General features: G+C 67.7%; 28 protein-coding genes and 1 pseudogene. 13 read left to right on the top strand and 16 right to left on the bottom strand.

The annotated features are described in order from the left end of the window. Positions 1–100 precede the first annotated feature (100 nt). Positions 101–1,702 (top strand): heparinase II/III family protein, encoded by a 1,602-nt coding sequence (locus ACGFNP_RS41190; RefSeq protein ID WP_393328172.1) that lies wholly within the window; start codon positions 101–103, stop codon positions 1,700–1,702. Here the strand turns inward: ACGFNP_RS41190 and cimA are convergent. The 3 genes from cimA to ACGFNP_RS41175 all read right to left on the bottom strand — a co-directional run bounded on the left by cimA (position 1,699) and on the right by ACGFNP_RS41175 (position 4,825). Beyond that, positions 1,699–3,276, bottom strand: coding sequence for a citramalate synthase (cimA, locus tag ACGFNP_RS41185; protein WP_358323173.1), 1,578 nt, complete (start codon positions 3,274–3,276; stop codon positions 1,699–1,701). The two genes, ACGFNP_RS41190 and cimA, sit on opposite strands and share 4 nt — an antisense overlap. A gap of 194 nt (positions 3,277–3,470) precedes the next feature. Beyond that, positions 3,471–4,121, bottom strand: a complete 651-nt coding sequence (locus tag ACGFNP_RS41180) for a thioredoxin domain-containing protein (RefSeq protein ID WP_358323175.1) — start codon at positions 4,119–4,121, stop codon at positions 3,471–3,473. Between the two features lie 62 nt (positions 4,122–4,183). Then, entirely contained in the window at positions 4,184–4,825 is a 642-nt protein-coding gene (locus ACGFNP_RS41175) for a TetR/AcrR family transcriptional regulator (RefSeq protein WP_393328169.1), read from the bottom strand. A gap of 212 nt (positions 4,826–5,037) precedes the next feature. On the opposite strand from ACGFNP_RS41175, the gene ACGFNP_RS41170 reads away from it, so the two are divergent. Next, a complete protein-coding gene (locus tag ACGFNP_RS41170; RefSeq protein WP_358323179.1) occupies positions 5,038–5,682 on the top strand; it encodes an O-methyltransferase in 645 nt (214 codons plus the stop codon). Between the two features lie 42 nt (positions 5,683–5,724). On the opposite strand, the gene ACGFNP_RS41165 is transcribed toward ACGFNP_RS41170, so the two are convergent. After that, the gene (locus ACGFNP_RS41165; protein WP_358323182.1) at positions 5,725–6,303 is read right to left on the bottom strand and encodes a helix-turn-helix domain-containing protein; all 579 of its coding nucleotides are present in this window, start codon (positions 6,301–6,303) and stop codon (positions 5,725–5,727) included. A gap of 112 nt (positions 6,304–6,415) precedes the next feature. Here ACGFNP_RS41165 and ACGFNP_RS41160 point away from each other — a divergent pair, with 112 nt between their 5' ends. Next, the gene (locus tag ACGFNP_RS41160) at positions 6,416–7,165 is read left to right on the top strand and encodes an SDR family oxidoreductase (protein WP_358323183.1); all 750 of its coding nucleotides are present in this window, start codon (positions 6,416–6,418) and stop codon (positions 7,163–7,165) included. Between the two features lie 45 nt (positions 7,166–7,210). Continuing rightward, positions 7,211–7,660: a redox-sensitive transcriptional activator SoxR gene (gene soxR, locus ACGFNP_RS41155; RefSeq protein WP_358323185.1), complete on the top strand. Its 450-nt coding sequence runs from the start codon at positions 7,211–7,213 to the stop codon at positions 7,658–7,660. Here the strand turns inward: soxR and ACGFNP_RS41150 are convergent, their stop codons facing one another. Beyond that, complete coding sequence (locus ACGFNP_RS41150; protein WP_393328165.1) at positions 7,661–8,476, bottom strand: SDR family NAD(P)-dependent oxidoreductase; 816 nt, start codon at positions 8,474–8,476, stop codon at positions 7,661–7,663. It abuts the gene before it with no gap. A 108-nt stretch (positions 8,477–8,584) separates the two neighbouring features. Between ACGFNP_RS41150 and ACGFNP_RS41145 the strand changes: the two genes are divergently transcribed. Together ACGFNP_RS41145 and ACGFNP_RS41140 are read left to right on the top strand one after the other, a co-directional pair. Next, on the top strand, positions 8,585–9,019 hold the full coding sequence (locus ACGFNP_RS41145; protein ID WP_358323188.1) for a helix-turn-helix domain-containing protein: 435 nt from the start codon (positions 8,585–8,587) through the stop codon (positions 9,017–9,019). Positions 9,020–9,057: 38 nt separating this feature from the next. Then, positions 9,058–9,789, top strand: a complete 732-nt coding sequence (locus tag ACGFNP_RS41140; protein WP_358323190.1) for a hypothetical protein — start codon at positions 9,058–9,060, stop codon at positions 9,787–9,789. Positions 9,790–9,799: 10 nt separating this feature from the next. Here ACGFNP_RS41140 and ACGFNP_RS41135 read toward each other — a convergent pair whose 3' ends face one another. Then, positions 9,800–10,363, bottom strand: coding sequence for a PadR family transcriptional regulator (locus ACGFNP_RS41135; protein ID WP_358323193.1), 564 nt, complete (start codon positions 10,361–10,363; stop codon positions 9,800–9,802). A 116-nt stretch (positions 10,364–10,479) separates the two neighbouring features. Between ACGFNP_RS41135 and ACGFNP_RS41130 the strand changes: the two genes are divergently transcribed. Beyond that, positions 10,480–11,364 (top strand): phosphotransferase enzyme family protein, encoded by an 885-nt coding sequence (locus tag ACGFNP_RS41130; RefSeq protein WP_393328162.1) that lies wholly within the window; start codon positions 10,480–10,482, stop codon positions 11,362–11,364. Between the two features lie 10 nt (positions 11,365–11,374). Here the strand turns inward: ACGFNP_RS41130 and ACGFNP_RS41125 are convergent, their stop codons facing one another. Next, positions 11,375–12,124, bottom strand: a complete 750-nt coding sequence (locus ACGFNP_RS41125; protein ID WP_393328159.1) for a class I SAM-dependent methyltransferase — start codon at positions 12,122–12,124, stop codon at positions 11,375–11,377. A 483-nt stretch (positions 12,125–12,607) separates the two neighbouring features. Here ACGFNP_RS41125 and ACGFNP_RS41120 point away from each other — a divergent pair, with 483 nt between their 5' ends. Then, the gene (locus ACGFNP_RS41120) at positions 12,608–13,000 is read left to right on the top strand and encodes a nuclear transport factor 2 family protein (RefSeq protein WP_358323200.1); all 393 of its coding nucleotides are present in this window, start codon (positions 12,608–12,610) and stop codon (positions 12,998–13,000) included. A 32-nt stretch (positions 13,001–13,032) separates the two neighbouring features. Here ACGFNP_RS41120 and ACGFNP_RS41115 read toward each other — a convergent pair whose 3' ends face one another. Continuing rightward, positions 13,033–13,662, bottom strand: a complete 630-nt coding sequence (locus ACGFNP_RS41115; RefSeq protein WP_393328156.1) for a TetR/AcrR family transcriptional regulator — start codon at positions 13,660–13,662, stop codon at positions 13,033–13,035. Between the two features lie 288 nt (positions 13,663–13,950). Here ACGFNP_RS41115 and ACGFNP_RS41110 point away from each other — a divergent pair, with 288 nt between their 5' ends. Next, positions 13,951–14,259, top strand: coding sequence for a hypothetical protein (locus ACGFNP_RS41110; protein WP_358323204.1), 309 nt, complete (start codon positions 13,951–13,953; stop codon positions 14,257–14,259). A 105-nt stretch (positions 14,260–14,364) separates the two neighbouring features. Here ACGFNP_RS41110 and ACGFNP_RS41105 read toward each other — a convergent pair whose 3' ends face one another. Continuing rightward, positions 14,365–15,729: a hypothetical protein gene (locus ACGFNP_RS41105; protein WP_393328152.1), complete on the bottom strand. Its 1,365-nt coding sequence runs from the start codon at positions 15,727–15,729 to the stop codon at positions 14,365–14,367. 119 nt (positions 15,730–15,848) lie between these two features. On the opposite strand from ACGFNP_RS41105, the gene ACGFNP_RS41100 reads away from it, so the two are divergent. Then, on the top strand, positions 15,849–16,244 hold the full coding sequence (locus tag ACGFNP_RS41100; RefSeq protein ID WP_358323210.1) for a hypothetical protein: 396 nt from the start codon (positions 15,849–15,851) through the stop codon (positions 16,242–16,244). 56 nt (positions 16,245–16,300) lie between these two features. Here the strand turns inward: ACGFNP_RS41100 and ACGFNP_RS41095 are convergent, their stop codons facing one another. Together ACGFNP_RS41095 and ACGFNP_RS41090 are read right to left on the bottom strand one after the other, a co-directional pair. Continuing rightward, the gene (locus ACGFNP_RS41095) at positions 16,301–17,191 is read right to left on the bottom strand and encodes an alpha/beta hydrolase (protein ID WP_358323213.1); all 891 of its coding nucleotides are present in this window, start codon (positions 17,189–17,191) and stop codon (positions 16,301–16,303) included. Continuing rightward, on the bottom strand, positions 17,173–17,661 hold the full coding sequence (locus ACGFNP_RS41090; protein WP_393328149.1) for a hypothetical protein: 489 nt from the start codon (positions 17,659–17,661) through the stop codon (positions 17,173–17,175). The genes ACGFNP_RS41095 and ACGFNP_RS41090 overlap by 19 nt, the downstream gene beginning before the upstream one ends. A 78-nt stretch (positions 17,662–17,739) precedes the next feature. Here ACGFNP_RS41090 and ACGFNP_RS41085 point away from each other — a divergent pair, with 78 nt between their 5' ends. Next, positions 17,740–18,102 carry a hypothetical protein gene (locus ACGFNP_RS41085; protein ID WP_393328146.1) on the top strand — a complete coding sequence of 121 codons (363 nt, stop codon included), beginning with the start codon at positions 17,740–17,742 and terminating at the stop codon, positions 18,100–18,102. Here the strand turns inward: ACGFNP_RS41085 and ACGFNP_RS41080 are convergent. Then, positions 18,066–19,049 (bottom strand): AraC family transcriptional regulator, encoded by a 984-nt coding sequence (locus tag ACGFNP_RS41080; protein ID WP_358323217.1) that lies wholly within the window; start codon positions 19,047–19,049, stop codon positions 18,066–18,068. The two genes, ACGFNP_RS41085 and ACGFNP_RS41080, sit on opposite strands and share 37 nt — an antisense overlap. 157 nt (positions 19,050–19,206) lie before the next feature. On the opposite strand from ACGFNP_RS41080, the gene ACGFNP_RS41075 reads away from it, so the two are divergent. Next, the gene (locus ACGFNP_RS41075; protein WP_358323219.1) at positions 19,207–19,770 is read left to right on the top strand and encodes an NAD(P)H-dependent oxidoreductase; all 564 of its coding nucleotides are present in this window, start codon (positions 19,207–19,209) and stop codon (positions 19,768–19,770) included. Between the two features lie 611 nt (positions 19,771–20,381). On the opposite strand, the gene ACGFNP_RS41070 is transcribed toward ACGFNP_RS41075, so the two are convergent. The 3 genes and pseudogenes from ACGFNP_RS41070 to ACGFNP_RS41060 form a co-directional block, all read right to left on the bottom strand. Further along, a complete protein-coding gene (locus ACGFNP_RS41070; RefSeq protein WP_358323221.1) occupies positions 20,382–20,948 on the bottom strand; it encodes a TOPRIM nucleotidyl transferase/hydrolase domain-containing protein in 567 nt (188 codons plus the stop codon). A 63-nt stretch (positions 20,949–21,011) separates the two neighbouring features. After that, the gene (locus ACGFNP_RS41065) at positions 21,012–21,938 is read right to left on the bottom strand and encodes an aminoglycoside phosphotransferase family protein (RefSeq protein ID WP_393328141.1); all 927 of its coding nucleotides are present in this window, start codon (positions 21,936–21,938) and stop codon (positions 21,012–21,014) included. Positions 21,939–22,288: 350 nt separating this feature from the next. Continuing rightward, positions 22,289–22,426: pseudogene (locus ACGFNP_RS41060) on the bottom strand (HAD family hydrolase); the annotation flags it as partial. Positions 22,427–22,516: 90 nt separating this feature from the next. Between ACGFNP_RS41060 and ACGFNP_RS41055 the strand changes: the two are divergent. Next, positions 22,517–24,049, top strand: a complete 1,533-nt coding sequence (locus ACGFNP_RS41055) for an AAA family ATPase (RefSeq protein ID WP_393328138.1) — start codon at positions 22,517–22,519, stop codon at positions 24,047–24,049. Between the two features lie 35 nt (positions 24,050–24,084). Here ACGFNP_RS41055 and ACGFNP_RS41050 read toward each other — a convergent pair whose 3' ends face one another. Then, positions 24,085–24,216, bottom strand: coding sequence for a hypothetical protein (locus ACGFNP_RS41050; RefSeq protein ID WP_393328135.1), 132 nt, complete (start codon positions 24,214–24,216; stop codon positions 24,085–24,087). Positions 24,217–24,247 lie beyond the last annotated feature (31 nt).

Raw genomic sequence — 24,247 nt, 5'->3', positions numbered from 1 at the left:
AACTTGACCAGTTGATCGAGATTCGGTCAGCATGTTCCGCCCCCATCTTTTTGGCCCGGAAGGAACCGGCGTGCGCCGCCTTGCGATCCCCCTTGCTCTCATGCTCGTTTCAAGCGGGCTGGTGAGCACAGCGCACGCCGACACGTCGGTGAAGCGCACCGCGCAATGCCAGGGCGACTGGCTGCCCGGCACGCCCACGGCGGACGAGGTCATGCGGGGTGAGCTGCCCTTGGTCGAGCAGCCTCCGGTGAAGATCGGTACGAAGGTCAACTGGGCCATGAGCCCGTACCACAACCGTTCGTGGGAGTTCGTCTTCCAGTCGCTGCGCTGGATGGGCACGCTGGTCGTCGCGTACGAGAACAGCGGCGAGGAGCGCTACCTCGACCGGGCGAAGGAGATCACCAAGGACTGGGTCGACCACAACAGGCGCGGCGCCCGCGGCACCCCGTCGTACGCCTGGAAGGACCACCCCGTCTCGCTCCGCTCCCAGGCGCTGGTCTGCCTGAGCATGCACGTGAAGGAGGCCTGGCTGAAGCAGACGCTGGCCGAGCACGCCAAGCTCCTGTCCGACTCGCGGCTCTACAAGAAGGGCCACAACCACGGGATCGACCAGGACATCGCGCTCATGGGCATCGGCTGCCGCTACGGCCGCAAGGACTGGACGGGCCTGGCCGTCAAGCGGCTGACCGGCACGGTCAAGCTCGACGTCGACTCCCAGGGCGCACTCATGGAGCAGGCGCCGCGCTACGCCGTCTACGTGCACAGCAGGCTCATGGTCGCGATGACCAACATCAAGGACTGCGGCCGCAAGGTGCCCGGCGAGATCTCCAGGCGGGCCGACGCGCTCAAGGCGTTCGTCGCCCACTCCACCCAGCCCAACGGCTTCATGGTGCCGATCGGCGACGGCAGCGCCGTCGTCGAGCCCAAGATGGAGACCGGCACGCCCAAGGAGAACGTCAAGGTCTACAAGGCCGGCTACGTGTACGGCCGGACGGACTGGGGCAAGCCCGAATCCGCCTTCTACTCGATCAGGTTCGGCCCCGGCCTGAAGTTCCACGGCCATGAGGACCACCTGGGCGTGACCTACTACGCGCAGGGCCGCGACATCCTGGTCGACGGCGGCTTCAACTCCTACGAGAAGAGCTCCTACCGCTACTGGACGCTCTCCCCCGAGGCGCACAACGTGCCGTCCGTGGTGGGCGCGCGCTTCCGCCCGCGCACGGCCAGCAAGCTCGTCAAGACGTCGTACGGCAAGGACCGGCAGGCCTTCCGGCTGACGGACAAGGCCTACGGCGCGAGCCGTACCCGATCGGTGCTGGTGAACCACGGCCAGGACGTGATGGCGGTGCTCGACACCGCGTCCGGCGGCAAGAAGGTCACGAACCTCTGGCGGTTCGCCCCGTCGCTCAAGGTGATCTCCAACGGCGGCGGCCGGGTCGTGCTGGGCGACGGGAAGTTCCGGGTCACGCTGGTCCAGCTCGCGGGGTGCAAGCCGGTGGGCGGGCAGAAGGTGCAGCGGGGCGGGAAGCTGGGCTGGGTGTCGCCGACGTACCTGTCGAAGGAGCCGACGAACGTGGTCGTCTCCCCTGCGGCCAAGTCGCTGCTGACCGTCATCGTGCCCGACACCGACTCGCCGAAGGTGTCCTGCTCGGGAGGGAAGGTCAAGGTCCAGGGCCTGACCTTCCCCGCCGGCCTGCTCTAGCCTGCCTCGTGGCCCGCGCGGAGCAGGCCGTACGTCACCGCCTGCTCCAGCGCCTGCCAGGAGGCGTCGATGATGTTCTCGGCGACGCCGACCGTGGACCACTCGGCCGTGTCGTCGCTGGAGGTGATGAGCACGCGGGTGATGGCGTCGGTGCCGTGGGTGCCTTCGAGTATGCGCACCTTGTAGTCGATGAGCTCCAGCCGGGCCAGCTCGGGGTAGAGCTTCTCCAGCGCCAGGCGTACCGCCCGGTCGAGGGCGTTGACCGGGCCGTTGCCCTCGCCGGTGGCGACGATGCGCTCGCCCTTGGCGTGCAGCTTGACCGTGGCCTCGCTGACCAGCTCGCCGCCCTTGGCCCGCTCGACGATCACCCGCCACGACTCGACCTCGAAGTGGCGCGTGCGCTCGCCGTGGACGGTGTCGCGCAGCAGCAGCTCGAAGGAGGCGTCGGCGGCCTCGAACGTGAAGCCCTTCGACTCCAGGTCCTTGACCCGGTCGACCAGCGTCTTGGTGGCCTCGGGGGTGAGTTCGTAGCCCAGCTCGCGGCCCTTGAGCTCGACCGAGGCGCGGCCGGCCATGTCGGAGACCAGCATGCGCATGTCGTTGCCGACCTGGGCGGGGTCGATGTGCTGGTAGAGGTTCGGGTCGACCTTGATGGCGCTGGCGTGCAGCCCGGCCTTGTGCGCGAACGCCGACATGCCGACGTAGGGCGCGTGGGAGTTGGGCGTGACGTTGGTGACCTCGGTGATCGCGTGGGCGATGCGCGTCATGTCGGCCAGCGACTCCTGCGGCACCAGGTCGAAGCCCCGCTTGAGCTGGAGGTTCGCGACCACGGTGAACAGGTTGGCGTTGCCGGACCGCTCGCCGTACCCGTTGGCGCAGCCCTGCACGTGCGTGGCGCCGGCCTTGACGGCGGCGAGCGTGTTGGCGACCGCGCAGCCGGTGTCGTCGTGGCAGTGGATGCCGACGCGGGCGCTGGTCTGGACGGCGGCGTGGACGATGTCGGCCAGCTCGTCGGGGAGCATGCCGCCGTTGGTGTCGCACAGGGCGATGACGTCGGCGCCCGCCTCGGCAGCGGTGCGCAGGACCTCCAGCGCGTAGGCTGGGTTGGACTTGTAACCGTCGAAGAAGTGCTCGGCGTCGAGGAAGACTCGCTGTCCCCCCGCACGAAGGTGGGAGACCGTGTCGCGGATCATCGCGAGGTTCTCCTGGAGAGTCGTGCGGAGGGCCAGCTCCACGTGCCGGTCGTGGCTCTTGGCGACAAGGGTCACGACCGGCGCGCCGGATTCGCGCAAGGCGGCCACCAACGGGTCGTCGGCTGCCTTCACACCTGCTCGGCGGGTCGCACCGAACGCGGCGAGTTGCGCGTGCTTCAGGTCGAGCTCTGTTTGAGCGCGCCTGAAGAACTCTGTGTCCTTGGGGTTGGCTCCTGGCCAGCCCCCTTCGATGAAGCCGACGCCCAGGCCGTCCAGCTGTCGCGCGACGGCGAGTTTGTCGGCGACGGTGAGGGTGAGGCCCTCCTGCTGTGCGCCGTCACGCAGCGTCGTGTCATACACGTGAAAGCGGTCGTCGGCCATGGTGTCGTCTCCCTGGAAAACAAAAAGACCCCTCACGGACGTGAGAGGTCTGCGCGCTGGCGGTGTCCCTTTGTCAGCCAGCGCGCCTGCTGATAATGAGCAGACCGTAGAACATGGTGCTTGCGAGTCTGCCACACCTATCCACTGGTCGGCACACCGGTCTCAACCTTTGGGACGTTTCTGGGGCCGTTGTTTCAGACGGTGACGCCTGTGCCTCCGGTGATGGCCCGCTCCAGGGAGGCCGGGTCAAAAGCCTCGTTGCCCAGCTGCTCGCCGTCGAGGAGCAGGGTCGGCGTCCCGTCGATCTTTATCTTCGCGCTCTCCCGCAGGTGCTCGTCGGCGTACGACTGCGAGGTCACGCACTGGTCGACGGACGCGCCGACCTTCCTGGCCGCCTCGGCCAGGTCCTGGACCTTGAACCCCGACGCCATCCCGTGCGGCGAGGGCTGCATGGCGTACAGCTCGTCCCTGAACGCCAGCCAGCTCTCCTCCGGTACGCAGCGGGCAGCGGCGGCGGCGCGGACGGAGTTGGACCGCATGGGCTCGTCCTCGAAGACCGTCACCGGATGGAAGACGACCTTGACCTTGCCCTCCTTGGCCAGCCGCTCGATCGTCGCGTTGACCCTGGTGTGCAGCTCCTTGCAGACGGGGCAGTCGAAGTCCTCGTACAGGTCGAGCACAGGGGCGTCGCCGCCCCTGTCCGCGAGCACCATGGAACCGTCGGGTTGCCGGGTCAGCCGCACTCCCTGCGCCGACGAACTGCCTGGCTCGGAGAACGCCACGACAGTCAGCAGCACGACGAGCGCCACGCCCGCGGCCACGACGGCCGCCAACCTCTTGTTCATTTTGCCCGCCCTTAGCTCATTGATCGCCGAGACCTTACCCGAAGAGGGCGGGCGGACGTCGTTCAGCCTCCGGGCGAGCCGTTGCCGTTGCCGTTGCCGTTGCCGTTGTGATGGTGGTTGCCGTTCCCGTTGCCGTACGCGCGCATGAACGTGCGGACCCCGGCGGCGATGGAGGCGTCGAGTTCGTCGTCCCGCATCGTCACGTCACCGATGGTCCAGCCGACCTGGGCGTCATAGGTGATCAACGCCAGGAAGTCGCGCGCCGCCTGGTCGGGATCGGCCAGGGAGAGCTTTCCGGCCAGCGCCAGCCGGGCGAACCTGGCGGCCAGGGACCCCGCGAGCTGGTCCTGACCACGTAACCGCCACTGCCTGGCGATCTCGGGACGCCGGGATCCCTCTGCCTGGACGAGTGTGCGCAGAGCTCGCGCCCGCTCGTCCATGAGACAGCCACGCATGAGATCACCGGCGAACGTCGTGAGCTCCGCCATGAGGTTCGCCGGACGATCGGGAAAAGTCTCGATCATGGCGAATTGCTGGGCATTGACCCGATCGAAGTTCTCGTCGATCAGGGACTCGAACAAGCACTGCTTGTCGCCCAGATGGTTGTAGATGGTCTGTTTGGATACCGCCGCTTCAGCGGCGATGGTTTCGATGCTCGCACCCGAGTAACCGTCCCGGACGAACACCCTCATTGCAGCGGTCATGATCGCTTCTCGTTTGGCGATACGCCCGCGCGGAGCAGCCTTCCCGGTTGCCCCTAGGCCCCTCGCCGAGGTCACCGTTTCACCCACCCCGTAAGGGTACCCGTTTGACTTATCGGACGTTTTATGTCTTTAAACATGGGGGATTATGTATTTCCGCATTGCGGCCTGCCGACCGTCCTGAGCCGCTCCGATGCCCGTTGGGAATAACAATCATGAAATCTGAATTTCTCGACCCCACCGTGGCCCGCTACATCGTGGACCACTCCAGCCGGCCCGACCCCCTGCTGGAGCAACTGATCGCCGAGACGCTCGCGGCGACGGGTGACAGCGCGGGCATGCAGATCACAGCCGACCAGGGCGTGTTCCTCACGATGATCACGCAGCTCACCGCCCCGGAGGTGGTGGTGGAGGTGGGCACGTTCACCGGATACTCGTCGCTGTCCATCGCCAGGGGCCTGTCCGGCGGCACGCTGCACTGCTTCGACGTCAGCGACGAGTGGACCTCCATCGCCCGCCGCTACTGGGAGAAGGCCGGTGTGGGCGACCGCGTCACCCTCACCCTGGGCCCGGCGCTGGAGACGCTCGCCGCCTTCCACCAGCCCATCGACCTGGCCTTCCTCGACGCCGACAAGGGGAACTACCCGGCGTACTACGAGCTGCTGATCGACCGGCTGCGGCCGGGCGGCCTGCTCATGGTGGACAACACGCTGTGGAGCGGGCGGGTGGCCGACCCGGCCGAGTCGGATCCGGGGACCGTGGGGATGCGTGAGTTCAACGACCTGGTGCGGGAGGACCCCCGGGTCACCGTGGTCATCCTGCCGATCGCCGACGGACTCACCATGATCCGCCGGAACTAGGAGTCGTTCCAGCCACGGCCGGAGGCTCCCAGCGTCCGGCCATCAGCTTTCGGGGCGCCGCATCAGCCCGTCCAGGGTGAGGTCGAGGAGGCGTTCGGCCTGCTCACGCTGCTCGGGCTCGGCCGAGGTGAGGGCGATGCCGGCGAGCGCGGCGAACATATCGGTCGCGCTGATGTCGGACCGGATCTCGCCGGCGGCCGCGCAGGCGTCCATGAGCGAGGAGAGGGCGGCCCCAATCAGCTCGCGGCTGCGGGCGTAGGGGTTGGTTCCCGAGGCGACGACGGCTCGCAGGGCGTCGGCCATGCCCAGCTTGGCGGTGGCGTAGTCGATGAAGCGGCGCGTCCACGCGCGTAGCGCCGCACGTGGCGGCAGGGTCGCCAGGAGCTCGGGGACGGCGTCGCACAACCGGGCCACCTCGTTGCGGTAGGCCGCCTCGATCAGGATCTCCCGGGTCGGGAAGTTGCGGTAGAGCGTGCCGGTGCCCACACCCGCTTCCTTGGCGATGCGCTCGAAGTGCGCGTCCAGCCCCTCTTCGGTGAACACACGCACCGCCGCGCTCAGGATCTTGTCCCGGTTGCGCTGCGCGTCAGCCCTCAGCGGACGTTCTGCGTCGCGGGCCATCAGCGGCTCTCCCCTCTCCATTTGCTAAGTGGAGGCGCCGCCACTTAGGGTGGGACGAAGTGGCGGCGCCTCCACTTTCACTGTAGAGCACTCTCTGGAAGGACTGCCAATCATGTCGGGTATCGAAGGCTCGGGTATCGAAGGCAAGGTCGTAGCGATCACGGGCGCCAGCAGCGGCATCGGCGAGGCGATCGCGCTGCTGCTCGCCGAACGCGGCGCGAAAGTCGTCCTCGGGGCACGCCGTACGGAGCGCCTTGAGGCGCTGGCCGCCCGCATCGAAAAGGCCGGCGGTGCGGCAGCCTGGGCCCGTACGGACGTGAAGCGACGCGAGGACCTGGCCGGCCTCGTCGGACTGGCCCGTGATCGCTTCGGCAAGATCGACGTGCTCATCAGCAATGCCGGGATCGGTCTGATCTCCCGCCTGGACGACCTCCGCGTCGAGGACTGGGAGGAGATGATCGACGTCAACTTCAAAGGCGTCCTGTACGGCATCGCCGCGGCCCTGCCCGTCTTCCGGGAGCAGGGTTTCGGGCACTTCGTCAACATCCTTTCCACCTCGGGCCTGCGCATCGTTCCGCTCCAGTCGGTGTACGCCGGGACGAAGAACGCCGTACGCGCCGTCTCCGAGGGCCTGCGCCAGGAGGCCGGCGACAGCCTGCGCGTGACCGTCGTCTCGCCGGGCGTCATCAAAACGGACTTCGCCGAGCGCATGAGCCCGGAGGTGAAGGCCCAGATCCTCGACACGATGAGCACGATCGCCATCTCACCGGACGCGGTGGCCCGCGCCGTCGCCTTCGCCATCGAGCAGCCGGACGGCGTCGACGTCGGGGACATCGTCGTCCGCCCCACGGCCCAGGCCTAAAGCCCGTACCTGAACCAATGTTCAAGTACGGGCTAGGCTCGGAGCGTGCCCGAAGCGATCGCCCAGGAACTGACCATCGGTGAGCTGTCCGAGCGCAGCGGCGTGCCCGCGTCCGCGCTGCGCTTCTACGAGCGGCAGGGGCTCATCGACAGCCGCCGGACCACCGGCAACCAGCGTCGCTATCACCGCACCACGCTGCGGCGGGTGGCGTTCATCCGGGCGTCCCAGAGCGTCGGCATACCGCTGTCGGTGATCGGCGGTGTGCTGGACCTGCTGCCGGAGGGCGTCCCGCCGACGCGGGAGTTCTGGATCCGGGCGTCCGAGTGCTGGAGCGAGGAGATCAACGCGCGCATCGAGCGGATGGAACGGATGCGCGACCGGTTCACGGAGTGCATCGGGTGCGGGTGCCTGTCGTTCGAGCAGTGCGCACTGGTCAATCCCGGCGACGCCCTCGCCCAGCAGGGCCCGGGCCCGCGTCGCCTGCTGGAGCCTTGATCAGGAGCTCGACGGGATCCCGAGGTCGGCGAGCAGCCGGGCGGTAGCCTCGCGCAGCTTCGGCGCGTCGGCCGGATCGACCGGCCCGGTAATCTCCTTGCGGCCCTTGAAGGCGCTCACCGGTGCGGCGGGCGGCTGGTCGACCAGGTCGACGATGGGGGCGATCGCCTTGGCGGGCGGAGTGGCGGCCAGCTTTCCCAGCAGACCCATGATCGCCCTGGTCGGCCGGTTGAAGTCCCCCGCGAAGCTGGTCTCGACGTACCCCGGGTTGTACAGGACGTACGTGAGCTCGGGAAAGCACGTCGCGATGAGTTCGTTGGCCCGCCTGGCCTGCCGGTTCGCCTTGAGCGAGGTGAACCCCGACCGCAGCCCGAGATCGTCCCACTGGATCGCGTCCCGGGGCGCTCCCGGCACAGAGACGTTCACCACGATGGGTCGTGGCGCGGCCCGCAACCGATCGGCCAGGCCGTGCGTGAGGATGTAGCGGCTCAGGTAGAACAGCGCGAAGGTGTGCTCGACGCCTTCGGCCGTCTCGTGACGGCGGGTGCTGACGTACGCCGCGCACATGATCAGCCCGTCCACGCGCGGGAATTCGGCGGCGATCTCGGCGGCGACGCGTTCGCTCTCGCGCGCCAGCGCCAGATCGGCCCGCAGGAAACGCAGCCGCCCGGCGGCCGTTGCGGCTTCGGCACGGATCGCGTCCGCTTTGGCGGCGCTACGGCCGATGATGACGACGGTCTCACCGGCACGCAGGTAGTGCAGGGCCAGGGCCCGGCCGATACCGTCCGTGCCGCCGGAGATGACGATGGTTCTCATATGGATGACCCCGATGGTTACTTTTTGTGGGTAGCCATATGCTTTGTCACCATAGCCGCTAAGCACAAGACGGCACATTGATGTCAGAAACCCACAAGGATGTAACTAATGGACACGTCATCCGTGTCGTGGCCCCCGTTCCCCATGGACGGCTCGGACGATTCGGACGAGGAGATCTGCCGCCAGGTGCTGCGGATCCTCTCCCTGGTCGGCGACAAGTGGAGCCTGCTGATCATCGGCACCCTCCGCGAGCGCACGCTGCGCTTCGGGGAACTGCAACGCGCCGTCACCGGCATCTCCCAGCGCATGCTCACGCTGACCCTCCGCCAACTCGAACGTGACGGCCTGGTCTCCCGAACGGTCCACGCGAGCGTCCCGCCACGCGTGGACTACGCCCTCACCGAACTCGGCGGCACGTTGCTCGCCCCCGTCACCGCCCTGGGCAGCTGGGCGGCCACGCACCGCCGGACCATTCACGACAACCGCCGCCGGTACGAAGCCGACCACCCACCGACCGCTCCCGGGAGCGGGGCGGCGTTCTGAAGATCATCGGTAAGGTGTCGCGCAAAAGGAGGCGTAATTTGTCGCGATTAGCCTTGCTGATCTGGGTGGCCGCCCTGACCGCCGCGGCCTATCCCACCTGGGACACCTGGCGTCCTCAAGCCGAGGAGACCGGGGTGTTCTACGGCTGCTTCGGCAACTACGGGGACGAATCGCCATCGCTGATCCAGCCGCTGCGTGGCGATCTCGCCACGATGACGGAACTCGCGACGACGTGGGCCGTTCCCGCGCTGGTCGTGCTCGCCGCTCTCGGCCGCTGGCACTCGGCCGCGGCGGGCCGTCGGGCGGCGGCGGTCCTCACCTTCATCGCGGTCGTCAGACCGCTCACTCCCGTGTACGCCGGGGACGACCCATGTGGGGGAGGGCTTCCCCTGTTCAGCCTGGGCTGGTTCAAGGCCGTGGCCTGCTCGTGGGGATCGTACGAGCTGGCCCTCCTGACAGCCGCCCTGCTGGTGCTCCTCGCGACGCACGCGTTCGGCCCCGCCGAGGAGCCGATTGTCACCGCGTCCTCTACGCCTGCGTGGCGCCGGGGGCTGACGCTCCTGATCGACTACTTGGCCGTGACCGCGCTGCTCACCCTCGCCATCCGGGTGACCGGGGGCTGGTCGACCGAGCTGACGAGCGGCCTGCTGCAGTGGGTCAGTCTCGATCAGGTACTTAACGACCCCGCCCGGCTGCTGTTCTACCCGGCGATGGCCCTCTACATCCTGGTCAGGTGGCGCTTCACTCGCCGTCCCGCCTTGGCGCGATGAAGGCGGGGCTTCAGGAGGTGGCGGTTGAGCGCTGCTTCAGTACGGCCAGGGCCCACTCGCCCCACCGGTGGTTCTCGCGTTCGAAGGCCAGGCCGCGCATCAGGGTCAGGTAGGGGCCGATGCGGTCGGCGTGCGCGAGGTGCTCCTCCTCGCTGCGGCCGTTCAGCAACCGGGCCCGTAGCCGTTCGTATCGAGCGATCTTGGCTTCGGCCCAGTCCATGCGTTCCTCGATGGCGGCGCGCACGGCCTCGGTGTCGCCGGCGTCCACGGCCTGGACCTTGACCATCAGCTCGTCGCGGATCGCGCCCGGGCGGGGTGGCGTGGCGGTGAATGCGCGCAGCACACGGTGTCCGGCCTCGGTCAGGGAGAACAGTCGCTTGTTGGGGCGGCGTTCCTGCTCGACGACACGCGCCTGGACCAGGCCCTCGGCCCGCATCCTGTCCAGCTCCCGGTACAGCTGCTGGGGCGTGGCCATCCAGAAGTTGGCCACCGACGCGTCGAACCCCTTGGCCAGGTCGTATCCGGACGCTTCGCCCTCCAGGAGCGCGGCCATCACCGCGTGACGCAACGACATCTGCCAACGATATCGCCGGAGTGATTAACCATCCCGTTTCCTAGTCAACAATATGACTATCGGCGGCCCCGGCCTTGGCGCGTCTGTCGTCGAACGGAAGCACATAGGCTGGCGGGATGATCTACGTCAAGACGCCCCTTACCCGTGAGATCCGCGAAGCCGTGGCTCTGACCTGGGGCGTCACGGGAGAGGGTGAGCGGTTGCACGGCGGCGAGGAATCCGCCGCCTACCGCCTCGACGGGCACGTCATCCGCGTCGGCCCAGCGTGGCGTACCGCCGGCGAGTCGGAGTGGTGCCACGCGATCGCCCGGCACGCCGCCGCCGGCCTCCCCGAGGCTGTCGCCCCACTGCCGGCTGCCGAAGGGACGACGGTCATCGTCGTGGGCGGGCGCCCGATCTCCTGCTGGCCCTATGTCGAGGGCTCCTGGCCGGACTCCGACATACCAGCCCAACGCGAAGCCGGTGCCCGTCTGCTGGCCAGGCTGCACAGGTCCCTGGCCGACTTCCGCCCCGGCCCGCGCCCGGTGCCCGCCTTCCAGGAGTCCGGCCTGTACGGCGATCCACCCCAGGACGCCGCCGAACTGGACGACCCCGACCTGGACCGCTGGCTGGCCGCCTTCCACGCCGAGCACCCCGTGCGTCACCCCCTGCACGGCGACTACTACACCGGCAACACACTGGCCAGGGACGGCCGGATAGTGGCGGTTCTCGATTGGGACGAGACCTTCGTCGGCGCCCCTGAGCTGGAGCTGGCCGCCGCCGCCCTGGAATGGGGCGACGACCTGGCCGGGCCGAGCGAGGAGTTCATGGCCGCCTACCACCAGGCGGGCGGCACGGCCGCCCGCCTGGACGAGGGGTCACTCGCTCAGCTCGTCAGGCACAAACTCCGCAGGGAGCATGCCTACTTCCACAAGGCCGTCCGCTCGGGGGTGACGCACGACGAGGCGGACGTCGAATACCACCGCACCCGGGTAGAGCTGTTCCACCGGCTGCGCCCCTGATCGTCGGCTGTCAGCGCAGAACCAGGAGGTCAAGCCAATTGGCTCTGGGTTCCGTGCTGGAAGTCCGCACGGCGCGACGGAGCTGCTCCTTCCCCCGCTGGAACTCCTCCTCGGTGAGGCCCCGCATGATGGTGGCGGAGCGGCGGAAGACATCCACCTGGGCGAGGAACTCGGCAAGGCTGAACATTGTCTCGGGGACCGGCTCAAGCGCGTCGAGGTGGAATCCCGCGGCGGCGAACGCCTGGCACGTCTGCTCAAAGGAGGGAAAGGTGTCGGTCGTCCGGACGGTCTCGGGAAAGAACTCCCAGGGAAAGGTGCGCGTCGTATAGGGCCGGTCCGGATATCCCTGCCGGATCAGAACGGGAGCGCCCGGGCGCAGAACGCGGCGGATTTCCCGTGCGGCGGCTTCCATGTCGGGGATGTGGTGGATCATGAGGGACATCCAGGCGCCGTCCGCCGAGCCGTCTGGGAGCGGGAGTGCGCCGGCGTCGCCCTCCAGCACCTGGATGCCCGAGCGGCGCGGAATCTGGGCCCGCATCGCCGCCGACGGTTCGACCGCGAGGACGCTGAGGCCGAACCAATCGCTGAATGCGGTGGCGAACGCGCCGGTCCCCGCGCCGATGTCGATCACGGCCATCCCGGGCGACGGGCTGAGGTGACGTCGTATCGCTTCACGCCATTCTTCGAGCCCGTCCTGGGGAATCTCACGGACCGCCTTGTACGCTGCCGCGGTCTGGTCGTCGTAGGCGATTCTGGCCATGTCGCGCCTCCTGATTCACACTGCTTCGAGATCGCGCCGCTTGGTTGTCATTCGACTGCGACCCGTTTCTGCCGTATTCCGGTGGCACCCGTCATAGGGGTCGTAGATCTGTCAGTCAGCCCTTTTGGCCTGCCTCTCCGCTGCGGCGCGGAGCCGCCGACGATCACCGTGCCGGGCGGCAGGTGCTCGCGAAGTTCGTCCATGTGTGATCCGAACGGGCCGCTCTCCCTGCCAGGACGATCCGCCGGTGCCGCGCTGGTCCAGGCACAAGTCGTCGACGACGCCGTCGCCCAACTCGATCATGGTCGCGAGTGTAATGCGATCAAGGTCCAATAAGAAGATCCCTAACGGACACTCGCCAGACTGGGAGCGGGAAGCCGATTCCCGAGGCCAGGGCCTATATGACCCCTGCTCCACTGGACGTCGTTGCACGTTGGAGCTACTGTCAAGCGCGCATAGTCAACTAATTGAGTAGGGGTAGGCATGCATGCTTTCCGTCAGGCCGTCGAGGCCCATGACATGGCCGCGATCGAGGCGCTGCTCGCCGAGAACGTCGTGTTCACCAGCCCGATCGCGTACCAGCCGTATCCGGGCAAGGCGCTCACCGCGGCGATCCTCCGTGGCGTCTCGCGGGTGTTCGAGGACTTCCACTACGTCCGGGAGATCGCCGACGCGGACGGCCGTGACCTCGCGTTGGTGTTCCAGGCGAAGGTGAACGGCAAGCAGGTCCACGGCTGCGACTTCCTGCACTTCGACGACGACGGCCTCATCGACGACCTGACGGTCATGGTGCGGCCCCTGTCAGGGGCGAACGCCCTGGCCGAGGCGATGGGCGCGCAGTTCGAGCAGATCAAGCAGGAGGCGTTCGGCGCGTGAAGGTACCGCCACGCTGAGGACGGACATTTCGCTCAGGTGGCGCCGATAGTGCCGGCCAGGAGGGTGTCGATGAGCGTGTCCCGTGGAGGCCAGGGGACGTAAGGGCGGGCCGCTCGCAGCGTGATGATCCCGTGGAGGGCGGCCCACAGGCACACCGTGGCCGCGTAGGGGTCCGTACGGGGCAGGCGGCCGGCCTCGATGCAGTCCTTGATGATCTCATGGACGGACTCGAGGACGGCGACGCCGGGTAGCTGGTCGTCGGAGATCGCGCGGGGCAGTTCAGGCACGCTGGGCACCGTGAACATCACGCGATAGACGTCAGGGTGATCGTCGGCGAACTCGCAATAGGCCGCCGCGACCGCGCGTAGCCGGGCCACAGGGTCGGTGTGCCGGGCGACGGCCTGGTCGATGTGGTTGATCAGCTCGACGAAGTGCCGCTGATAGACGGCCAGCAGGAGCGACATCTTGTCAGGGAAGTGCAGATAGACGCTGGTCGCAGCAATCCCGACCTCCCGGGCGACAGCCCGCAAGGACAGCGATTCGTGAGTGGCGCCGTCCTCCAGCAGGCGGTTGGCCGCAGTGACCAGATCCTGCCGCAGGCGGTCGCCTGAACCCCGCGGATTACGGGTGTGACGTGGGGTGCCGTCGGGTCGTGATGCCATCGCCGTGCTCCATCTGCGCGATCGTTCGGACACTCGTCGAGAAGTCTTCAGAAGACCCCTTGACGCATGCCCCGCTCTCGCTAACACTACATGTAAGGCAACAACGTTGCGCTACAAGTTGCCTTACATGATAGGCCATCAGGGGACTGGAGCGCAGCGGGTGAGCGGGGACGGGCCGGGGTAGCGTCCGCCCCCTTCCCTGCCGAACGACCCAGAACCTCCGGCCTGTCCACATCCATCAAGTCCGCGTTTCCTCAGGAAACCAACAGGAAGAGAAAGGTGATCAACATGGCTGACAGATCAGTGTGGGGCTGTGTCGGCAGCAACGGTTCGACGATCTACTCGGGGACCGGCTTCAAGGTGGATCGTGTCGCTACGGGTGTCTACACGATCCTCTTCGACGTGCCGTTCGCTAAGTGGCCGTCCGTCGTCGCGACGCAGATGTACCCCGGCACCATGAACAGCAACGGCGGAGACACACGGGACAACGCCGTCGTCATCGCCATCTCCACGGACCGCTTCCGCGTCACCACCGGTGGCAGCGACGGCAAGCAGTCGGACCGGGACTTCTCGTTCATCGCGATGGGCACCGCGTAGGCGCACCTGCCGGTTGTCCTCCCCCAGCCTGGGCGGGGGGCAACCGGCCTCGCCGCGCAAGGAACGTCTACGACAACAGACAGTCGCCGCGATTCTGGCCGGTGATCAGGGGAGGCGCCGTACGGTGTCGCTGACCTTGCCATCGTTCATCTCGGCGGAGAGCTTGAACGAACGGGACTTCACCTCGGCGGAGAACCAGCGGACGCCGCCCGGACCGCCCGCCGGTCCGAGCGGAAGCTCTGCCGAGGTGCCGTCCGAGTAGCTGATGCGCACCTTCCTCACCCCGGTCCCCGCGAAGCCGATGAGGACGTTGTCGCTGGGCAGGCCGAGCTCCCTCACGTCATGCATGATCGTCAGCGGCACCCGACCGTACTTCGGCTTCCACGGTTCGAAGGTCCCGCCGCCACCGTCCACGATCTCGGCCCGGCGGGAGAGCACGCGGAGCGCGGACGTGAAGGTTCCATCCTGTAGTCCGGCGCTCATGGCCCAGGCTCGTTCGGCGTTCCTGCCGTGCGTGACGACACGCAACGGACGGTTCTCATCGTCGACGGGCGGGAACAGCAGGTCCGGAGGGTACTCCAGGATCTGGCTACGCGCCCGCTCGACGGCTTCAGGACCGGCCGGGCGCAGATCTCGTACGAAGGCGTCCACCACCTCGTCAGCCAGCCCCAGCGCGGACACCTTGACGATCATGCCGTTCTCCCGCCAGAGCCGGACCTTGGGCTTCATGAGGGCCTGATCCTCGTGCACCCAGTCCATACGGAGCGATCCGCTGGACAGGAGGTCGCCACCCGCCAGGCCGGTGGTGCCGCGGATCTCCCGAGGCTCTCCCCTGACCGTGGTACCGGCGAGAACCTCCATGCCGGCATCGCCGGGCAGCTGACTGACGGAGACTCTGGCCCGCGCCCGCCGGTTGGTCCAGATCTGCTCCGTTCCGCCGAGTTCCAGGTGCCAGCCGCTGACGGGCAGCGAACCGGTCTTGACGAGGTCCAGCCCCTGCGGCAGATGCGCGGCGTCGATCCGGGGGCGCCGCAGATCCTCTGCCACTCCGTTGGCCGCCCTGGTCAGCTCGGCGTCCGACAAGCCGTGGCCCAGCACCGCGAACGACTCGAACTCCTGGCTCGCCTTGACCGGCCAGGCGATCCAGCGGTGCTGTCCCGATCCGCCCATGGTCGCCTCGTGCTTGTCCAGCTTGACCGGCTTCCCACGGTACGGCTGCTCCCAGTCGTACGGCGGATCCCAGTCCTCCGACTCTGTCACCAGGACGGCCAGCGTCCTGTCGCCGGGCGTGTCACCCTCCGCGTACGCCGTGACCGGATCCTGCTCGGCGTCCGATGCGACCAACTGCTCCAGATAGAGGCCTCCTGGCCGCTCCGGCAGAAGCAGCACCGCGGAGGCCGCCACGGGGCTGCCGCATCCAACGCCCAGGACGATGAGAGCAGCCGCCAGGACCACGCGTAAGGATCTCATTCATGCTTTGACGCGATCTTCCGCGCGCGAGTTCCCCACATGCAGTTCGGAGGACAAGGCCGGGCTTTCCATTTGCCACCGGAACGCGCAAAGCGCCCGCCAGACGGCACAATGATCGTGTGACGGATGCGATCCAGGCCGAGCGTATGCCGGCCGTCGTACGAGCCGGCCAGTTCATCATGACCCTTGAGATGGCCTTCAGCCTCGTGGGGCTCGCCATCATGATCGGTACCGTCGCTTTCGCCTTCAGCGGCGCGTTCGTCCTACTGATGCTCTACACCGTCGTGATCACAGCGCTCATGGGTTGGCTGCTCTCCCGCTGGCCCTCCCGAAGGAAGCCAGTGCGCTGGGGCGTCATCGGCGTCGAAGTGGTCGCGGCCGGTGGTTACCTCATCATGAACGCGATCGACGGCGACCTCAGCTGGATCAGGCTGATCGCCCCCAGCACGCTCTTCCCGATCGCGGTCGTCGCCACTCTGCTGACACCTTCGGCAACACGCTGGTTCGACCGCTGACCTGGCGCCGATCGCCGCGACGGCCGCGAGCGTGGCCCGTCGCGGCGGGCGCATCACTACGGCTGGCCGGGCCGATCACTCGCCGCCAGCCCCGTGGCCCCTGCCTGAAGCCCCAGCACGGCCTGGGCGACCAGCTCGGGCTGCTCGGCGATCATGTTGTGGCTGGCGGCCAGTTCGAGCACGCGCAGGTGCGGCCGGTCGGCGGTGAGGGTCAGCAGGTCCCGGCGGATTCCCGCGCGCAGTGCCGGCATGAGCTCGCCGACGCGGCCCGGCAGGCCGGGCAGGTTCTGGGTGGCCAGGACGAACAGGGCGGGACAGCGGATGCCGGCCACCGCCGCGACGCTGTCCTGGAAGTGCGGGTCGTACCTGATCTGCCCGGCCAGCGCGGCGTCCGGACGCAGGTGGACACCCCGGTCCGTGGTGCGCAGTGCACGCTGGGGATACATCGCGGCGTGAGCTTCGGGCAGCGGCTGGGCCATCGCGGCGGCTTGGGCGTCGAAGACGGCTTTCAGTTCCGCCAGGAGCGTGGTCAGCTCCTCTTCCCCGATGCCGATGTAGTGCCGCGGTGCGGTCTCGGCCGAGCGCAGGCCGTCGAGGTTGACGATCCCCGGGCTGTCCGGGTGACGCAACGCCCACCGCACCGCGATCATGCCGCCGAGGGAATGGCCGACCACCTGGGGAGCGTCCAGGCCGAAGTGGTCGATCACCGCCTCCACATCGTCCAGGACCTCCTCCCAATCCCATGTTCCGTCGCCGGACAGCCCGTGGCCGCGCAGGTCCATTGCGATGACCCGGTGTGCGCCGGTCAACAGCGGCGCGACCGCGTCCCAGTGCTGGAGGGTGCCGCCCAGGCCGTGGAGCAGCAGCACGGGAGCCCGGTGGCCGCCGTGGTCACGGACTGCCAGAGGGACCGGACGGTTGCTGATGATCACGTCTTGTGGTGCCACGGGGTGCTCTCCTGAGGTCGGTTGAGCCGGTCGCGGATGGAGGAGGTGGTGACGCCGCCGTCGGGATGCTTGTCGAGCTTGCCGCGTTTGACCAGGTCGTGGACGCCCTGCCGGGTGATGCCGAGCATCGCCCCCGCAGTGGAGTAAGACACCGTCACGGCCGCGGGATGGCCGGCCGCACGGGCCACAGCCCGTCCCAACGCGGTACGCCACCACGACTCGGGCGGGTCGAAGGGGCCGTCGCCGGGGAACAGTGCGCCAATGAGCCGGGCCGCGGTCATAGTGGCGCCTTCCCGGTCGGCGCCGAGCAGCTGGGCGGCCCAGACCTCGGCCTCCACGCGCAGCCGTGCCCTGATCGGGTGGAGAAGCTCGTCGGAGGTCAGCAGGATCTCCAACGGGTCGAGGACCCGTGTCTCCAGCAGCCGGACCAGCTCGGCCACCAACTCGACATGGTCTTTCGTGGTCGTCACTTGACAGACCATAGCAAGTACTTGCTGTTGTACGTCAAGTAGTTTCGGCCAGCCACTACTGACGCCCAGCTTCGCGACGTGGCAGCGTCGGCGGCAGTCAGCGCCGTCGTCGTCACCTCCGTCACCCTCAGCGTGACCCTGCTGCTCCGCCCTCCGGGAGGAGACCCGAGCCGAGCCACGAATCCTCTCGCGGACGGCGCCACGAGCTCACCGGTCACCGAGCCCCAGGGGAACCAGGCACAGGGTTCCTCCACGAGGTCTCCCACGAGTTCCCCCACCGAGCCCTCGCCGTCCCCGGCCAAGCGTCGCCCGGGTGGCCAAAGAGGCACGCTGCTGCGCCGCCTGCCGAACCTGCGGCTCGCCGTACCGCTGGAGGAGATCCGGTTCCGTAACGACATGAGCATCTACGGCGTCCACGAACTGCCCGTCACCTGGGAGTAGCGTGGTCGTTGCGGCCTTTTCGGGGTCGCCGGATTTTGTCGGCGGTAAGCGCCGGGAGCGGTGCCGAAGTGCCGTTTGAAGGCGGTGGCGAACGCGTACTCCGAGCCATAGCCGACCTTCCGTGCCACCGTCTCCAGCGGCTCATCGGACGCACGGAGCGTCTGAGCCGCCGCGTTCATCCGTACCCAGGTGAGATAGCTGAGTGGCGGCCGGCCGACGAGCGCGGTGAAGCGGCGGGCGAACGCGGATCGCGACAGCCCCGCCTCCGCGCCGAGATCGTGGACCGTCCACGGTCGGCCAGGATCGTTGTTGATGCGGCACAGCACGTGACTGATCGCCCGATCGTTCAATGCCGGTCCCCAGCCGACCATGGCGCCATGCTCCCCGTACCAGGCGCGTAGCGCGAACAGCAGCAGTGCGTCGAGCAGTGAGCCGATCGCCGACTCCGTACCGATGCCCGGCTTGTCCAGCTCCGTGGACAGAAGGTCGATGACATGGCGCAACGGCGGCTCGTGGCCCAACTGGGCCGGCAGGTGGATGAGGTCCGGCAGGTCATTGACGATCGGATGGCAGCGGTATTCGTCAACGGGGAACACTCCGCTCAGCACCACTGCGGAGACCGGCCTGCCTGAGAGTCCCAGTGACACGGTCCGCGGTTCGAGCTGGAATTCCTCTCCCCTCGTGAGTGGAACGTCTTCCGGCTCCGCATCGGGACCGCCGGCCAACTCGTGAGCGTGCCCGTTGGGGAGCAGCACGACATCGCCCATGCTCAGCGCGACGGGATCGCCCGCATGAGGCATCAAGGTGCAGACCCCCCGCAGCACCACGTGGAACGCCACGCCTGCGACGGGCTGGAGCCGGCCTCCCCACGGAGCATGCCCCGCGATGCGGGCGAACCGGGGCCGGCCTGAGCGCATGGAATCGATCACCTGACTCAGCACGTCCATCGACGCAAGGTACATGAGTCCTTCGTCAGGCGGCAGTCGAGGACGATGACGCATCTACGGGGGATCCTGACGCATGGATCATCTCGGCAACCCTTACGTACGCTGGCTGCCGCCGGCGTCGGACGCCGGCCCGGAACATGAAGCGAAGGGCAATCTAATGATCAATGTTGGCATCATCGTCGCGAGCACCCGTCCCGGACGCGTCGGCGACGCGGTGGGCCGCTGGGTTCTCGACGGGGCGGAGCGGCAGGGCGGTGCGCGGTTCGAGCTGGTGGATCTCATGGACTACGACCTGCCGCAGCTCGATGAGCCGGTGCCCGCGTTGATGGAGACGGACTACAGCCGGCCGCATACCCGCCGCTGGGCCGAGAAGGTCGCCTCGCTGGACGCCTTCGTCTTCGTCACTCCCGAGTACAACCACAGCTTTCCCGGCGTTCTGAAGAACGCGCTCGACTTCGTCTATCACGAGTGGGGGAACAAGGCGGCGGGCTTCGTCGGATATGGCATGGAAGGCGCGGCCCGGGCCATCCAGCACCTGCGTAGCACCATGGCCGCACTCGGAATCGCCGACGTCCGCCACCACGTGGCGCTGCAGATGCACCACGACTTCATCGACTTCAAGGAACTCAAGCCACGGTCACACCAGGACGACGCCGTAAGCGCCATGCTGGCGGACGTCATCGCCTGGGGCCGGGTGTTGAGACCCCTGCGCGACAGTTGACCGTCGACGAACGGCTGGTCCCGATTTCTGGGACGAGAAGACGCGCCGCATATGACGAGTGGCGTCACTCAGAACTGCAGTTCTGACCAGTCGATCACCATAGGGACCGAGTTGCTGACGCTGAGAACGTCGCCGGACTCGTCGTCATTCGGCATCTCCTCGCCACTGTCCACAACCTCAGCGCCCCGGCTGGCCCTCCACCTGCGACAATCGAGGCCAGCGTAAAGCCCAACCGACATTTGACGGCGCAAAAACCGGCAGACCACGGGCTACTACCGACGTCCGAGACGACGGACGTGGCGCTGGGCAGAGCGCCTGGGGGCCTGGGCGGGACTGAGGATGCGCGGTCAACGACGAGGGCCGCACTCTGTGTGTCACCCGCGCCGGGATTCGAGGCTCCGGACCTCAGCAACGCCCTCACCAGCCCCCTGGGCGACGCACGGCAGGCGCCGCCCTCGTGGCCGGTCCTCTAGACCCTCATGGTCCAACCCGCCAACCCGGCGAAGCGTTCGGAACCCCACCTGGCACAACCGGCGACGACGCCCCCAACACCCGCTGGTTCCACCAACGAATCCGCTTCACTCGGCGATGACAAAATTCACCATCTCCGACTACCCCGACAGGTGGGCCAGCAGCATATCCAGCGGCTGCGGCACGCGATCGAGATCGAGTGCCGCGACGAGCGGGCCAGCGTAGCGGATCTTGCGGCCACTGCCTGATCCCATGAACCGGCGCAGTTGGTCGTGAGTGGCGCTCCCGCGCCATGCCAGTTGCTTCTGGAGCGTACGAAATGAGCTGAGCTCGCCCTCGGCATCGACAACGCGCTCAACCGTGGCGGTGCCGAGGGCGCGGATCAGCTCGTCTTCCAGGTCAGCGACGCACACGAAGAATCCGAGCGCCTCCAGATCGCTTCGGCTGAGATCGGATCCAAGGCCGGCGCGCTCAAGAGCCTTCCGGAAGTCGCCTTCCTCCCCGACGTCGCACAGGCCGGCCAGCCGGAGATTGCGACCGTGAGGGCCGAACCTGCCGAGATATGTCCCGATGTTCGTGGCACCGCCCATCGCCACCAGGGAGATGCCTTCGGCCGCCAGGTTCCGGCCACGGCGCTCGGCCAACGCTTCGATGGCCGACTTGTCACTGGCTCCCTCGACCAGGACCACGGTCTGCGTGTCGCTCACGAGCCCAGCCTTGCATCGAACCTAGAGAGGTTCATCCCCTTTTACGCGTTGAAATTCCTCCTTTCATCCTCGCCGGTGCAGCAGCGCCATAGCGATGGCGACTTGGGCCGGTTCGAGCGCGACCTTGGCGTCTTCGATATCCCACAGTGCGTTCTGCAGCACGCGGCCGAGACTCCAGCCGAGTGCTCGCCCCCGCTCCAGGCCAAGGACCTCGGTCAGCAGGTCGAAGCGGCGCAGCACCGCGCGAGCCACATCGCCGGTGGCCTCGACCTCCTCCCACCGGTTGTCCAGCGCCGGCAACAACTCGAACCCCGGGTCCCCGGCCAGCGGTTCAGGGTCAATGGCCAGCCAGGGTTCCCGTTCTCCGGCCAGCACGTTGTCATAGTGCAGGTCCCAATGCAGCAGACAGTTGCCAGACTCACCGACCAGCTCAGCCACGGCGGACGCGCAGGTGCGCACCAACCGCTGCTCGCCGGGGTCGCGCAGCGCCGTCACCGCCTGCGGGACCTGGTCGAGCATGGCCGCGGCGACATCGGACAGCCGTCGCAGATCCCTTGGGGCAGGTACCGAGGTCAGGCGGGCCATCAGCTCGCCCAGGATCTGCATGGCCGCATCATCGTCGGCCACTGAGGACAGAGACCGGGCCGCGTCCAGGCGTTCCAGTAACTGAGTGCCGCTGTTCTCGTCATAGTCCAGCAGGCGCACAATGCCGTTGCCGCCCCACGCCCGCAGCCCGGTGGCGGCGCCGGCGGTCTCCTCCCGGAGCTGCTGGAACTTAAGGACGGCGGGTGTCCCGTCGGCCTGAAGCACAGGCAGGACCAGCGAGGCCATGCCGTACGCGGCCGGGCCGTCGGGCCGCAGCTCCCAGCGGTCCAGGAACTCGCCGCCGAGGCGAGGCAGATCGGCGATCCAAGCGCGCGCCTCGGCGCCGTTCGCACCATAAGACGCGGCGAACAGATCAGGAACGTCGATGGAGGTCGACGTGTTCATGAAAGGCATCTCCTTCGTGGGTCCAGGTCGATCTGCGACGAACGAAGGAGATCACGGAGGCGCCCGATTACCGGGCAGGCGTCAAAGCATGCCCCTACCCTACCCGGACACGCCACCGCTGATGATCACGCCGCCCACGAGCCGGTAGACGTCAATCTACCCAGGTCAACTACTCCTTAAGGGGGAACTACACCCATCGCCGTAAGCGGGTGTGCACACCCGTTGACCGTTTTCCACATCCGCTGAAGGTCCACGATGAGCCTCCCGTCTCCCCCATGAGCCGACTCTGGCGAAGCATTCGGGAAGGCGGTCCCAGGGGAGCGAGGTCCTCCAGGGGGCGGGCCGTAAGCAGCCTCCTCGGCGAGGCGCTTCCCGGTCGCGGTCTTGAGGGCGGCAAGAGAGCTGTCGATCCACGGCTGCGCGTTCTGGTGCCCCTGCTCGCGATACTCAACGGCTTGCAGGAGACATTCGAGCTTGTCGGCGTCGCGCCGCCAGGGGGATGGCAGACTGCGACCATGCGGCCACCCCGAGCGAGATTTTTCAACACCGCCGGCCCATGCGGCCCCCAGCAGCACTACATGCTGCCCCCCACACAGCGGCTCCCGCAGGCGCGAGAGCTCATCGAGATGGACCGTTACTTCGTGCTGCACGCGCCCCGGCAGACCGGGAAGACGACCGCGCTGCGCACCCTGGCGTCCGAGCTCACCGCCGACGGTGATGTCACCGCCCTGATGTTCTCCTGCGAGCGCGCCAAGTCGGCCGGTGACGACTACGCCGCCGCGGAGTCACTCCTGCTGGATTCCCTCCGCGAGGCCGCCAAGTGGTCGGGATGGCCAGAGGAGCTGCTGCCGCCGGATCCCTGGCCGCAGGTCACGCCGGGCTGCCGGTTCGGTTCGGCGCTGACCGAATGGTGTCACCGCAGCCCGCGCCGGACCGTGCTGTTCCTCGACGAGATCGACGCCCTGCAGGGCAACAGCCTGGTCAGCATCCTCAGCCAGCTCCGCGACGGTCACAACACGCGGCCGGGGGGCCAGCCGTTCCCCGCGTCCGTGGTGCTGTGCGGACTACGCGACCTGCGAGACTACAAGGTCGCCTCAGGCGGCGAACCCGGCCGGTCCAACCCGGCCAGCCCGTTCAACATCGTCGAGTCACTACGCCTGGGCGACTTCACCGCCGACGAAATCGCCGAGCTGTACGACCAACACACGCAGGCCACCGGCCAGGAGTTCACCAAGGACGCGGTGGACCGGGTCTTCGAACTCACACAGGGACAACCGTGGCTGGTCAACGCCCTCGCCTATGAGATCACCATTCAGATGAAAGTGACCAGTGCCATCACCGCCGGGCAGGTGGAAGACGCCAAGGAGCGGCTGATCCGGAAGCGCGCCCCCCATCTGGACGCGCTGGTCGCCCGGCTGCGCGAGCCCCGGGTCAAGCGGGTGATCGAGCCCATCCTTGCCGGGGACTTCCCCGACGTCGACCTCACCTTCTCCGACGACCTGTCCTACGTCTGCGATCTGGGCCTGGTCAAGCAGAAACCCCCGCTGGAGGTGGCGAACCCGATCTACCGGGAAGTCATCCTGCGGGTCCTGGGCGACCCGTCGGAACAGTACGTGATGGCCGATCCGCACAGCTTCGTGCTGCCCAACGGCCGTTTCGACCTGCCGCGACTGCTGGAGGAGTTCGTCGTGTTCTGGCGCGAGCACGGCGAGGTACTCATCCGACAGGAGGGCTACCACCAGGCCGCCTGCCAGATCATCCTCATGGCCTTCCTGCACCGCCTGGTCAACGGCGGAGGCCAGCTCGACCGGGAGTACGCCGCCGGCACCAAACGCCTGGACGTACTGGTCCGGTGGCCCTACACCGGCCCCGAAGGCGAACGGCTCACGCAGCGCGAGGCCATGGAGCTCAAGGTCTGGCGAGCAGGCGAGAACGACCCGATGCCCGACGGCCTCATGCAACTAGACCGGTACCTGGACCGCCTCACCCTCACCACCGGCGCGCTGGTGATCTTCAACCGGCGCCCCGAAGCCCCACCATGGAAGGAACGAGGCGCTTTCGAGCAGGCGACCACACCGTCCGGCCGTCAGGTCACCGTTCTGCGGGTGTGACGGGTGCCTTGCCTTCCGGCTCGCACGCGATTTGATCAACACGCAGCGAGCGTTTGAAGCAGGGTGGTCTTACCTGACTTCCTCGGCCCATTGACGATCACCACTCGGAAGGCGTCGAGGAACTCCTCGGCATGGCCGGTCACCTGGCGTGAAACCAACTCGGACATGGCAGCTCCCTCCTGCGCCGATCCAGACCAG

Source organism: Nonomuraea sp. NPDC049269 (assembly GCF_043197155.1).
GTDB lineage: Bacteria > Actinomycetota > Actinomycetes > Streptosporangiales > Streptosporangiaceae > Nonomuraea.
The sequence above is the reverse complement of the archived record's forward strand: the minus strand, read 5'-3'. Positions and strand labels throughout refer to the sequence as shown.